Origin of the sequence: Pelotomaculum terephthalicicum JT (assembly GCF_022410535.1) — a bacterium.
Lineage (GTDB): Bacteria > Bacillota > Desulfotomaculia > Desulfotomaculales > Pelotomaculaceae > Pelotomaculum_D > Pelotomaculum_D terephthalicicum.
The window spans coordinates 114,972-127,990 of the sequence record NZ_JAKNBL010000003.1 but is presented as its reverse complement, the minus strand read 5'-3'; the positions used below and the strand labels follow the sequence as shown (position 1 = coordinate 127,990).

10 protein-coding genes, 1 other RNA gene and 1 other annotated feature are annotated in these 13,019 nt (G+C 47.4%); of the genes, 4 read left to right on the top strand and 7 right to left on the bottom strand.

All coding sequences use genetic code 11. The features are described 5' to 3' along the window. Positions 1-188: 188 nt before the first annotated feature. Positions 189-890, top strand: a complete 702-nt coding sequence (locus L9W92_RS04155; protein WP_240082483.1) for a cell wall hydrolase — start codon at positions 189-191, stop codon at positions 888-890. Positions 891-970: 80 nt separating this feature from the next. Here L9W92_RS04155 and L9W92_RS04150 read toward each other — a convergent pair whose 3' ends face one another. The 6 genes from L9W92_RS04150 to hisS all read right to left on the bottom strand — a co-directional run bounded on the left by L9W92_RS04150 (position 971) and on the right by hisS (position 7,446). Continuing rightward, the gene (locus L9W92_RS04150; protein WP_240082482.1) at positions 971-1,837 is read right to left on the bottom strand and encodes an Asp23/Gls24 family envelope stress response protein; all 867 of its coding nucleotides are present in this window, start codon (positions 1,835-1,837) and stop codon (positions 971-973) included. 160 nt (positions 1,838-1,997) lie between these two features. Continuing rightward, a complete protein-coding gene (locus L9W92_RS04145) occupies positions 1,998-3,311 on the bottom strand; it encodes a replication-associated recombination protein A (protein ID WP_240082481.1) in 1,314 nt (437 codons plus the stop codon). 90 nt (positions 3,312-3,401) lie between these two features. After that, positions 3,402-3,731: a thioredoxin gene (trxA, locus tag L9W92_RS04140; RefSeq protein WP_240082480.1), complete on the bottom strand. Its 330-nt coding sequence runs from the start codon at positions 3,729-3,731 to the stop codon at positions 3,402-3,404. 285 nt (positions 3,732-4,016) lie between these two features. After that, positions 4,017-4,197, bottom strand: a non-coding RNA gene (gene ssrS, locus L9W92_RS04135) — 6S RNA. Between the two features lie 87 nt (positions 4,198-4,284). Then, positions 4,285-6,090 (bottom strand): aspartate--tRNA ligase, encoded by a 1,806-nt coding sequence (aspS, locus tag L9W92_RS04130; RefSeq protein ID WP_248285851.1) that lies wholly within the window; start codon positions 6,088-6,090, stop codon positions 4,285-4,287. Between the two features lie 75 nt (positions 6,091-6,165). Continuing rightward, entirely contained in the window at positions 6,166-7,446 is a 1,281-nt protein-coding gene (gene hisS / locus L9W92_RS04125) for a histidine--tRNA ligase (RefSeq protein WP_240082528.1), read from the bottom strand. 52 nt (positions 7,447-7,498) lie between these two features. Beyond that, positions 7,499-7,732: a binding site (T-box leader), on the bottom strand. Positions 7,733-7,907: 175 nt separating this feature from the next. On the opposite strand from hisS, the gene L9W92_RS04120 reads away from it, so the two are divergent. Further along, the gene (locus L9W92_RS04120) at positions 7,908-8,489 is read left to right on the top strand and encodes a TetR/AcrR family transcriptional regulator (protein WP_240082478.1); all 582 of its coding nucleotides are present in this window, start codon (positions 7,908-7,910) and stop codon (positions 8,487-8,489) included. 172 nt (positions 8,490-8,661) lie between these two features. After that, the gene (locus L9W92_RS04115) at positions 8,662-10,224 is read left to right on the top strand and encodes a sigma-54 interaction domain-containing protein (protein WP_240082477.1); all 1,563 of its coding nucleotides are present in this window, start codon (positions 8,662-8,664) and stop codon (positions 10,222-10,224) included. Here the strand turns inward: L9W92_RS04115 and L9W92_RS04110 are convergent. Continuing rightward, positions 10,213-11,682, bottom strand: a complete 1,470-nt coding sequence (locus tag L9W92_RS04110; RefSeq protein ID WP_240082476.1) for a PAS domain S-box protein — start codon at positions 11,680-11,682, stop codon at positions 10,213-10,215. The two genes, L9W92_RS04115 and L9W92_RS04110, sit on opposite strands and share 12 nt — an antisense overlap. Positions 11,683-12,220: 538 nt before the next feature. Here L9W92_RS04110 and L9W92_RS04105 point away from each other — a divergent pair. Continuing rightward, positions 12,221-12,856, top strand: a complete 636-nt coding sequence (locus tag L9W92_RS04105; RefSeq protein ID WP_240082475.1) for an acetate uptake transporter family protein — start codon at positions 12,221-12,223, stop codon at positions 12,854-12,856. Positions 12,857-13,019: the final 163 nt, after the last annotated feature.

The following is a 13,019-nucleotide window of genomic DNA, read 5'->3' as shown; positions in this document are numbered from 1 at the left end:
GGCAGATGAAATTTAAGCGTCGCCAAAGACCCTGGAGGAAATGGGCGCCATTTTTGAGAGAAGTATTTTTTTAAGGGGAAATGGTAATAATTTCAGGAAGAGTAAATAAATTTAACCTGATAAAGAAAAATGCATACAAACTTGATAGATGTGCAGAATATTTTTTGGATTCGGGAAAGGAGGAGAAAATGAGTAAATATGTTCCAAGACTTGCCGTAAACTTTTTTAAGGCAACGTTGTTAGCGTTAGCGTCATTGGCGGTATTGACCATCGCCTTGCCGCGCGGCGAGTGTTTTCAGAACACAGGTGCTCAAATTACGGACCAGTCCGATTCCACGTTAAATTGCATTGTGCAGGAGGGTGATACCTTATCTGATATCGCGTGCCGCCGTCAGGTGTCGGTCCGTGAACTGATGAAGGTCAACAATTTGACCGGTAGTTTAATCATACCCGGGCAAGTGTTGATTATGCCTGAAAAATCAAAGAGTGAAGAATCATTATCCCGTGGTGATGTTTCCAGGGAGGATTTAATGCTTCTGGCCAGGCTGATTCACGCCGAGGCGAGAGGAGAAAGTTTCGAAGGGCAGGTTGCCGTCGGCGCTGTGATTTTGAACAGGCTGGCCAGCCCGCATTTTCCGAAAACAATCCGGGAAGTAATATATCAGAAGAGCAGCCGGGTATATCAGTTCTCGCCGGTAGGAGACGGTTCCATCAACCTTGAGCCTAATGAAAAGGCGATGCAGGCTGCCGTGCAGGCGCTGCAGGGAACAGATCCGACTGGTGGAGCGTTGTTCTTTTACAACCCGGACATCAGCAGGGACCAATGGATACGAACCCTACCGGTGATAATCAGGATCGGCAATCACGTGTTTGCCTCAGTCACCACGTAAGGGAAAAAAAGGGGGTCAGGCTTTACTTTGTGAGATTCTAGAATCTCACAAAGTAAAGCCTGACCCCGCGGGAGGCGGCCTTAACTGGTCGCCTCTGTTTTTTTCGGGAAGCTTAAACCTTTAATTTTGATGTTTACTTCTTTAACCTGAAGACCGGTCATATTCTCCACCGCTGTTTTAATTTGACGCTGCAGCCTGCCGGCGACCTCGTGCAAAGCGCAGCCGAAAGAGAGCGTGGGCGAAATATCTATCGTAATAACGCCTTCCTGCTCAACTTTTACGTTAATCCTTCCGGTGCCGGCGACATTCTCGACAGACCGGGCGGCATGGCTGACAATAGCGCTTATGGCGCTGTCGGCTATGGTTAGCTTTCCGTTGGATGTAAATGTTGGCCGTATAACGGATTGCTCAAGCCAATCCTTCTTGCCGGGTGTTCCTTTTTTCCTTAGAAAAACACGGAGCGGGTCCACCAGGATGCCCGGGAAGCTTTTTTTCACTTCCAGAATAGGGGCGGGGATAACATGCCTGCTGAACCTTGTCCGGTGGAACTTGGCTTTTCTAATTTCCTTTTCACTGGCGATTTCTTCGATTTTCGTTATATTTGACGGCTGCGGCAGTTCAAGCCGGCCGGCGATGCGCTGAACCATACCGACAGATGTGCCTAAAATCAACACTTTTTCCGGGGCGACCCGGGAAAGCGTTGATTTTATTTCTTGCGCCTGCCGGTTATCCATAAATAGAGCCGCTTTTATCGCGCCTATTCTGGTAGGCTGGCGTTTGGCCGATGAACCGGCGATAATCCGGTTGCCTTGAATCAGCAGGCCGTCGTCGATGATGGCCTGCGCTCCAAGTTTATTGGCTACAATGGCGGCCCGGTGGCTTTTGCCCGTGCCGCTGGGGCCGACTAGAGCATAGACTTCCAAAAAAGAGCACCAACTTTTTTTCAAGTAGTCAGAATTCAGGAGTTAGGATTCAGGATTTAAAATTCAAAATGCTTTTTAAATAATAAACCTTTTTAGGTTTCGATTCTGACTCCTGAGTACTGTTCCTTTAGCATATGCATTCAAGTGCCATAAGTCAAGAAAAAACAGAAAATGCTGCAAAAAGTTACCGATTAAGCTTATCCAGCCGTTTTTTTATTTCCGCTTCCAAACCGTTGACGGAAGGTTTATAGAACTCTTTGCCTTTAATATTACCCGGCAGGTATTGCTGCTTGACGTAATTGCCCGGGTAATCGTGCGGGTACTTGTAGCCCCTGCCATGGCCCAGCTCAGACGCGCCTTTATAGCCGGTTCCCCTTAGATGAGGCGGGACAGGTTCAGCCCTTTCGGTCTCCACCTCTGAAAGCGCCTTGCTGATTCCCGCGATGACAGAATTACTCTTAGGGGCGGTGGCAAGATAAAGAGCAGCCTCGGCCAGGACGATTCTTGCTTCCGGCATGCCGATCCGCTCTACGGCGAGAGCAGCGGAGGTTGCCACCACCAGAGCCTGGGGATCCGCCAGACCTACGTCTTCAGCGGCGTGGATCATAATCCGGCGGCTGATGAACTCGGGGTCTTCCCCCGCGTACAGCATCCTCGCCAGCCAGTAGAGCGTGGCCTGCGGATCGGAACCTCTCATGCTCTTGATAAATGCTGATATAACATCGTAATGCTCATCAGTCCGGTTATATTTTAATACTTTTTTCTGAATGGCTTCTTCCGCCACGGCCAGAGTAATGCGCCGGACCCCGTCCGCCCCCGGTGGAGTGGTCAAGACAGCCAACTCAAGGGCGTTCAAGGCAGCCCTGGCGTCACCGTTGGCCACTTCGGCCAGGTGAGCGAGTGCCTCCCGGCAAACGTCCGTCCGGTACCCGCCCAGTCCCCTTTCTTGATCTTTTAAGGCTCTTGCCAGGAGGCGTTTTAACGCTTTCCCGGTGAGAGGTTCGAAACGGTAAAGCTGAGAGCGGGACAGGAGCGGACGATTAACGGAAAACATGGGATTTTCGGCTGTCGACCCGATTAAAGTGAGCAAGCCGCTTTCCACAAAAGGGAGGAGGGCGTCTTGCTGAGCCTTGTTGAAGCGGTGAATCTCATCAATGAATAAGACGGTTTTTTCGTCATATAAGGAACGTCTTTCCTGGGCTTCGTTGACTACCCGCCTGATGTCGGCTACGCCGGCCATCACCGCGTTGATAATGACAAACCGCGCTTTGGTGATTCCGGCGATAAGCAAGGCCAGGGTGGTTTTACCCGTGCCGGGCGGGCCGTAAAATATCGCCGACATCAGCCTGTCCGTCTCAATTGAGCGCCTCAACAAGGTGCCGGCTCCCACGACAGCGTTTTGCTCTTCAAATTCCGCCAGAGATGCGGGCCTCATCCGGGTGGCCAGAGGGGCGGTCATTTTCATGTTTTTTTCCATGGCTTGTTTGAAAAGATCCATCAGGCTTCTCCTAAAAACATATGGGCGAACTCCTGGTCCGCCCATAGATCTTTTGATTAGTATGCCAATATTTTGAAGTAATAATTTACTCTATAGATGTTTAGTCAACCAGCGAAGAATTTCATCTTTACTCTTGTAGCCTACGGAGCGCTCAACTTCCTTGCCTTCCTTAAAAATAATCAAAGTCGGAATGCTGCTGACTTTTAAACTGCCCGGGACGCCCTGGTTTTCGTCTACATTGAGCTTGCCTACCTTGACTTTGTCTTTAAATTCCGTCGCAACTTCTTCTACTATCGGGGCAATCATTTTACATGGTCCGCACCAAGCTGCCCAAAAATCTACTAGAAAAGGCATATTGGTCTCATTGATTACCTGATTAAAATTATTATCTCCCAAAGCAAGGATTATTTCGCTGGCCAATTGACTCTCCCCTTCCATGATAAAATTCAAATTTTCTTTTTCTCTAGGTAACAGGGTAGCCGGTAAATGAGCACTTAGAATGGTAGAATAATAGCTTGTGGCGATATCTATTACTTATAACTTCTATCAACCTTAATTATAATTTCATGCAAAACGTCTTGTCAATTACTAACATTAATCATTCTGCGATTTAATTTGACAACAGATAAACATATTATCAAAAATTCAGCGTCTTTCCGGTAAATCAAAGGGTTTTCAGTCAAACCGAAAACCGTGCAAGTTAATAAAAACCCCACTCATGCCGTGAACACCCAAAGTTCGAACCTGTTCTCACAGGTGGGTGCCCTCCTGAATGATTTTCGCTTCCTCAACTGGGAGGCATGCAAGCCACATCCAGAGTCCGGGCTCCCTTTTTTATGGTGTTGGCTCAAAACTTCAAGGTGGGTCACGCACATAGCAGGGTATTTTTTTTACACATTTATGTTAGCACATCGGCTATCCATTTACAAGGGCCACTTGTGAACCTCTTTTTTCCGGAGTATGCCGTACCGGCTTAAGTTGCCCTATTAGTTTTAGCTCCTGGGGGGTTGCTTTTTATGTTCAGTTTAATGTTTAATTCTTTCAACTGTGCGGGTGAGACGTTACCCGGCGCCAAGTTCATTAGATCAGTAGCGCTTTGTGTTTTGGGAAAAGCGATGACGTCCCGGATAGTATTTTTCTTAGCCAGCAGCATGATTAACCGGTCCAATCCAAAAGCAATGCCGCCGTGCGGCGGAGTGCCGAATTCAAAGGCTTCCAGCATGAACCCGAATTTTTCCATCGCTTCACTTGCACCGATGCCGATGGCCGCGAACATTTTTTCCTGGATATCCCTGCGGTGAATCCGGATACTGCCGCCGCCCACCTCCACGCCGTTTAGAACGATGTCGTATGCCTTGGCACGGGCCTTTCCGGGTTCGGATTCCAGCAAGGGAATGTCGGCTTCCCTTGGTGATGTGAAGGGGTGGTGCATCGCCACATAACGTCCTTCCGCCTGGTCATAGTCCAGCAGGGGAAAGTCAACCACCCACAGGAAGTTATAGGTGTTTTCGGGGATCAGGCCGAGACGCTCGCCCAAGTGCAGCCGCAGAGCACCCAGTGAGTCGGCCACCACCTGCGGCTTGTCCGCCACAAAAAGCAAGAGATCCCCTGGTTTGCCCGCCAGCCGGCTGATGATGGCGCCAAGTTCCTGCTCGTTGAAAAACTTGGCAAGGGTTGACTTGACCCCGTCCTCAGTAACGATAAAGTAAGCTAAACCCTTGGCCTTGTAAATTGCCGCGAAAGCGATCAGGTCGTCAATTTCCTTCCGGCTGAAAGAGCCGCAACCGGAGGCGTTTATCCCCTTGACCTGTCCGCCGCCGTCCACGACTGATGAAAAAACCTTGAAACCGCACCCTGCCGCGATATCGGAGATATCTTTTAATTCAAGCCCAAAGCGGGTGTCCGGTTTGTCTGAGCCGAAGCGATCCATCGCTTCCTGGTAGGAAAGCCTGGGGAACGGGCGGGGTACGTCCAGGCCGATTGTTTCACGGCACATCCGCGCTACCATTTCTTCCATCAGGCTCAGAATATCATCTACATCCACAAAAGACATTTCTATATCGATTTGGGTGAATTCGGGTTGCCGGTCCGCCCGGAGGTCTTCGTCCCGGAAACAGCGGACGATTTGGAAATATTTGTCCAGACCGGACACCATCAGAATTTGTTTATAAAGCTGCGGCGACTGCGGCAGGGCATAGAACTTGCCGGGGTTGACCCGGCTCGGCACCAGATAATCCCTGGCCCCTTCCGGAGTGCTCCTGGACAGCATCGGGGTTTCTATTTCCAAAAAACCATTTTCATCAAGGAAGTCACGGACCGATTTGGCAACGCGGTGGCGCAGGATCAGCGCCTCTTGCATTTCCGGCCGGCGCAGGTCGAGATAACGGTAGCGCAGCCGTACGTTTTCATCTACATCAACGCCGTTTTCAATATAAAAAGGCGGTGTTTTGGCCCGGTTTAAAATGCGCAGTTCTTGGGCGAGCACCTCCACTTGCCCTGTTGCCAGATTAGGGTTGGCGGTGCCTGCGGGACGCACCCGCACCATTCCGGATACCGCCAGCACATATTCGTTGCGCACGCTCCCGGCTTTGTCGAAAGCTTCTTTGTGCAGATCCGGACTGAACACTACCTGCACCAAACCCGACCGGTCCCTGAGGTCGACAAAGATCAAGCCGCCGTGGTCGCGCCTGCGCTGCACCCAACCCATCAAAACAACCTGCCGGCCGGCCTGTTCACTGCGCAAAACGCCGCAATAATGGCTGCGCTTCCACTCATTCATAAAATCAATCACATTAAAACCTCCCAATTATGTGTAAGATGTATTCTGACATTGTTGCGCCGGGGTCTGAAAGTATCAAGGAAGACGCGGTGCATGCCGCATTTTAGCCTGCAGATACTTGATTACTTCCCCCATGGCCACGGTTGCCTGCTCTTGCGCGTCCATATCCCTTACTACGGCGGTATCGCTTTTCAGTTCCTCTTCGCCGATGATGACTGCGAACCTCGTCCCGGCTTTGCCGGCGTATTTCATTTGCGCTTTAAGACTGCGGTTCAGGTAGTCCTTGTCGGCGGAGATGCCGGCGCGGCGGATTTTAAACAGGAGGTGAAAAGCTGTATGCTCCGCCGCTTTCCCTGCTGTAACCACGAACACGTCCAAGCCCGGTGACCTTGGTATGGCGCAGCCCTGGTTTTTCATGGCCAGAATGATCCGTTCCAGGCCAAGCGCGTAGCCGATACCCGGAGTGGGAGGGCCGCCGCAGGTTTCCACCAGACCGTTGTACCGCCCGCCGCCGCCGATGGAACTCTGGGCGCCGATGTCCGGCGCCATTATTTCAAAAGCCGTGTGTGTGTAATAATCCAGACCGCGCACCAGCCGGCGGTCTACTATATAAGGCAAGTGCAGCAAATCAAGATGTTTTTTTACTGATGCGAAGTGTGTCAGACAGCTGTCGCAAAGACAGTCAATAGTTGTCGGCGCTTCCGCGCCGAGCTCGCTGCAGCGGCTTTCTTTACAATCAAGGATGCGCAGCGGGTTTTTTTCATATCTCTCCCGGCAGTTCGGACAAAGGCTGGCAAGCCTGGGGCGGAAAAAGTCCTGTAATTGCCGGCGCAGATGCGGGCGGCAGGCCGGGCAGCCGACACTGTTGACATGCAATGCCAGGTTTTTGAGGCCGATTCTGCCATAGAAATCCATGCTCATGGCGATTACTTCAGCGTCAACCGCCGGGTCGTGCGAACCGAACACTTCAACCCCGAATTGGTGAAACTGGCGGTAACGGCCGGCCTGAGGGCGGTCGTAACGAAACATCGGCCCGGTGTAATACAACTTGACCGGCTGCGATCCGGCGTACAGCTTGTCTTCCAGGTAGGCCCTGACGGCGGACGCCGTGCCTTCGGGCCGCAAAGTGACGCTGCGCTCTCCCCGGTCGATGAAAGTGTACATCTCTTTTTCCACAATATCAGTGGTGTCACCCACACCGCGCAAAAACAACTCCGTATGTTCGAAAATCGGCGTCCTGATTTCCGCATAGCCGTATTCGCCGCAGATGTGGCGCAGCTGCCTTTCAAGGTATTGCCATGTTTCGACCTCGCCGGGCATGATATCGTTGGTGCCGCGCGGCCGCATTGTCAGCATGATATTCTCCCCTTTCAAAAGCGAAAACCGCCCCCGGTCAATGCTTGACATTGCCAGGGACGGGTTGTTAACCGTGGTGCCACCCTGTTTGGATAATATTAAATACTATCCCTTTAAGCCCGTAACGGCGGCTTCCGGGCCAGTCTACCGGCACATTGACATTGTGCTTTCGGTGGCCGCTCCCGGGAGTTTTTCAATACCTGCTTTTGCGGAAGGTTTTCAGTCTGCGGCCCTCCGTCCCTGTCAAAAACGAGTGATATTTACTCGGCCCGGTCATCGCTTTCATTTACCTGAGCATCATTTTATGCAATATAGACGCTTTTGTCAATTCAGACATCTTTTACTTCAGATATCAAAACAATCTAAAAATTTAAAAATATTAAAATAGTTATTGACACGTGATATCCAGAATTAGTATTATATTAATATACCAAACGGTTGTCGCAGAGAGGTTAATAAATATGTCTACATCATCTGAAGAACGTCATGCTGAAATTATGGATACGGCGATTAAATTATTTCGTAAAAAAAACTATCACGGCACATCAATGCAGGATATCGCCGAAGCGGTCGGGATCTACCGGGGAAGCCTTTACCATTATATCAACAGCAAAGAAGAAATACTGTACCACATTGTTGAACGGCCGGTTTCTAAAGGTGTCAAGTATCTAAAAAAGATTCAATTGGAAGATCTGCCGCCGGCGGAAAAGCTGCGCCGGGCTATGGAATACCATGTCAGGTATTCGACGGAGCATCAGGCGGTGGTGGCCATTATGCTTGAAGACACCAAGCATTTGTCTGAAGAATGTCAAAAGCAGATTCGCGAGGCGCAGAAAAAATATGAGGATACTTTCCTTAATATCATTAGAGAAGGTATTCAAAAGGGAGATTTCAAAAAATTAGATCCCAAGGTCGTTACTTTTGCAATTTTGGGTATGACCAACTGGATGTACCGATGGTTTGATGTTGATGGAAAACTGTCGGCCGGTGAAGTCACTGAGCTTTTTCTGGATATGATTTTGAACGGGCTGTTAGTTGAATAAGTAAATTTTAAAATATGGGTGGAAATGAAACAGAATTTGCAACGAACGTTTAATTTTTATTGTTTGATTATTTTAATAATACTGTAAAATTTATAAATTCAAAAAGAAACTATCATTAATTAGCACACTCCTGTTCCTAATGATTAAAGGTAAATTAACGGGAGAGATTACAATGAATAGTGAAATGAATTATGAAATGATTATGGAAAATAGTTTAAGTTCAGTAACTGAGGGACTGAATATCGGCAATTTCGCAGTTGACAAGTTGTGCCGGATAGTTAAAGCTAACAAAATTGCCGGAGAAATTTTAATAAAAGAAAAAATCCAGGGTATGAATGTACTGCAGGTTATTCATAATGAGTTTAAGGAGCTAAATTCAATTTTCCAGGATTCTTACGACGGTATTAGTATAGTCAATATGAATGGCGTAGTAACACGTTTGAATAAAGCTTTTGAACGGGTTACCGGTTTAAAAATTGAAAAAGTTCTGGGTGTCAACCTCTACGATGTGCAGAAAAAAGGTCACTATTTTGACCCGGATGTGGCGCTGAAAGTGTTGGAAACGGGCAAGCCGGTAACCATCCTGCAAAAACTTGCCAGCGGAAAGGAAATAATGGCAATCGGTAATCCGGTTTTCAACAATAAAGGTGAAGTAGTCAGGGTGGTAGTAAACTTCAGGGATATTACCGAATTGAGGCAACTTCAGGAGGAACTGAGGCAGACCCAGGAATTAAATGCCCAGTATCTGTTTGAGATGGAAAGTTTAAGAGAAAGATATACCAAAGAGCATTGTGTGATTTTTAAAAGCAAAGAGATGGAAAAAATCATCGAGTTGGCCACAAGGGTTTCTATAGTGGAGAGTCCCGTCCTCATTCAAGGAGAGTCCGGGGTCGGCAAGGAAATAATTGCGAACATGCTTCACAACCTGAATCCGAAAAGAAGAAAACACCCGATGGTCAAAGTGAATTGCGGCGCAATTCCTCAGGAATTAATGGAAAGCGAATTTTTCGGGTATGAATCCGGTGCTTTTACAGGAGCCAGCAAATCTGGGAAACCGGGCTATTTTGAATTGGCAAACAAAGGCACAATCTTCCTTGATGAAATAGGCGAACTCCCGCTGGGTTTACAGGTCAAGCTATTACGTGTCCTGCAGGGGCAGGAAGTTACCAGGGTCGGCGGGGTAAAAACAATTAAGGTTGATGTTCGGGTAGTGGCTGCCACTAACAGGGACTTGGAGCCGATGGTCAAAGAAAATTCCTTTCGGGAGGACCTTTTTTACCGTATTAATGTCATTCCCATCCGGATTCCATCCCTGCGGGAGCGCAGGGATGATATCACTCCCTTGCTCTTCCATTTTCTTGATATTTATAATAAAAAATATAACCTGAAAAAAAGCTTGTCAGATGAAGTGGTTGATTACCTGACAAGGTATGACTGGCCGGGGAATGTCAGGGAACTTATTAATTTAATCGAAAGGCTTGTTGTAACTACCGACATTCAGCAAATAACTTTAGAAAGCCTCCCGCAAAAGTACCGTATTGAAAAAAATGACAATTTGTATCGAGTAAAACAGATGAACTTGACGGTAGCTGTTGAGGAGTTGGAAAAGTTTCTGGTTACCCGGGCTCTAAATTTGCACAAGAGCACTTATAAGGCTGCCAAGGTGCTGGGCGTCAGCCAAAGCACGGTTGTCCGCATGGCTAAGAAATATAAGCTTACCAGTTCAAATTGCTAATTTTTCCATATTATTATTAACAGTTCCGAAGCGGACAAAAACGGTAGTTCCGCGGGGATCTGTTTCTATATCGATGACGGCGTTATGCCTGGCGGCGATGCTGTAACAAACGGCAAGACCTAAACCTGTGCCGTTGTCCTTTGTTGTGAAAAACGGCGTGCCAATCTTTTCAAGCACTTGCGGCTCAATCCCGGAACCTTGATCCCGTACCGATAAAACAGCCGTGTCACCATCCGTTGACGTGCACAAGGTTAGTTTTCCACCCGCTGGCATTGCTTCAAGTCCGTTGCGCGCAAGGTTGAGAATAAGCTGGCGTATTTCTTTCTCGTCCATGAGCAAATCAGGAGTTTCCGCCAAATCTGTTTCTATATACTTGTCAGCATTCAGGGCGTCTGCTTGAATCAAAGGAAATAGGGTTTGCACAATATAATTTAAATTATGCAGTTTTAAATCCACCGGCTTGTTTTTTGCCATGGAGAGGAATTCCGTAATGATTGAATTAGCCCTGTCCAGTTCACTGATCATTAAATTAAAGTAATCTTTATAAATGGCGAGTTCCTTTTTTCTATCAATCATTTGCAGAAAACCACGTACGGTGGTCATCGGATTTCTGATTTCGTGGCCAATACCCGCGGCCATTTCTCCCACCAGATTCAGACGCTCCAGTCTGGCCATCTCTTTTTCCATTTTCCTGCTTTCAGTGACATCATTACCTATGACTAGCAGACATTGCCTGCCGCCAAGCTCAATCATTTCCACCGATAACAGACACAAACTAATCTCACCCGCTTTGTTGCACAACTCAATTTCCATGTTGCGCACGCTTCCCTGCTCCATGACGGCCTGCAACATGTTGGCGCGGTCCAAGGGATCCGTGTATAAATGTAAATCCGTTGCTGAATTGCCGATAACCTCTTGGCGGGAATAACCGGTAGCGCGAAGAAAACTGTTGTTCACGTCAATGAATCGTCCGTCTTCAATGGTAGATATGGCCATTGGATATGGACTGCCGTTAAAGGCTTTAGAGAAACGTTCCTCTGATGAACGCAGCATCTTTTCAGTTCGTTTGCGCCAAGTGATGTCAACGCAGTTTCCCAGTATGGCCGGTTTCTTTTGATACTGAATAGGGGCGACCGTTTCCATGACCCACCTGGTTTTTCCGTCTTTTCTTAAAAGCCTGTATTCATAAGGAGTTAAACGTTTTCCCTTCAACATTTTATTGGCATTTTCCCTGACTGTTTTTCTGTCCTCAGGAAAAACGAATTCCGATGGGTTCGCGCCGATTAATTCATTTTCAGCGCAGTCCGTATATTTCTTGAACCGGGAATTAACAAATTGGAATTTGCTGTCCTGTATTATGAAAATGCCGACCGGTGAGTTATTTGTCAATATTCCAAAAAGTTCCTCCGCCTGCATGCGCTCGGTTATATCATTCATTACAGCGGTATTGTCGTCCATTCCTAACACCTCAGCCGAGTATTTATATTTCTTTTTTTGACAGGATTCGATAATTTCCTTAATAAATAATGTTGTCCAGTCAATTATAAGAAAATCGAACTGGACAATAATATTTTAAAATTTAATTATCTAAACATTAAAGTTAATACGACGTAAATTTAAATTTTCCTTCAATTATTTTAAGCCGTCTACTCAAATTTATTAATACCTCTCGATTTTGCTTCTTGCAGATGGCCGGTCAAAAAGTTAATGCCGGTTTAAATAAGTTGAAAACAACTTAACATCCTGATTTGGCGAACTCTTCAAATATTGGACGCCCAAATGTGTTAGTCGAATTAATTCAGTGATGAATTAAACTAAAAAGTTCCCCCAAGGGAGCTGAGGAGATTTTCTTTTTTTTTAGCATTTGCTTGCAATTACCCTGAAGGCATGTATTTTGCAATGTTCTGTATTGATAGAAAATTGAAAAATTGAAAGGAGGCTTCTTGCTTTTTCGGATTTCCCGAGGAAAACTATTTTTCAAAGGAGGATATCTTCTATGTCGGAGAAAAGTCACAGTTGGGCCACTCCGGCCCCGGCAGGTTTGGTAGCGCTGGCAATGGCTTGTTTCACCTTTTTTGCGCTTTTGACCGGAAAAATAACCCCTGCCTCCAGCGGATTAATGGGTATATGGCTGTTAGGCGGTTTTGCCGTACAGGTTATCGTCGGCATTGTGGAGCTGAAAGAAGGTAATATCTTAAGCGGCAATATTTTTACGTTCTTCTCCGCTTTCTTTATGCTGGTCACCGGACTGGAATTTATTTTTAAGTATTTCGCGTCTGTGAACGGCTGGAAAATTGATGCCCACGTTGACGGTTGGGGCTGGCTGCCTCTTGCCGCCGCGGTTACCCTCTGGGCGCCGGCTTACCTCAAGTCCCCGAAATGCTTGTTTGGAGTTGTAATCAGTTTGACGCCGGCCCTTTGGATTATTTCCTTAATGGACATGGGCGTCTGGCCCCATGAGATGGCGCCTGTAGCCGGCTGGCTCGCATTTTCCGGCGGTACCTTCGGCGTGTACACCAGCGCCGCGGTTATCCTGAATACGTCTTTCGGCCGGTCCGTCCTGCCGATGGGCGCGCCATTCATTAAACCGCAGCCTGCTTCAGGCCCTGCTTTAGGTTCTAAATCCGCCTAGACCACGTCGTATACAATATATTAAAATCATTAACCGGTAGAGGTGAGTACGCATGTAAAAGAAAATAAAGAGTGCTTATAGTGTTGGTGAGTATTTTTTAAATTATTATTGCAATATTAATTCTCTTTCAAAGGTAGAGTAAAAGTTGAAACCGGTTTAAGTG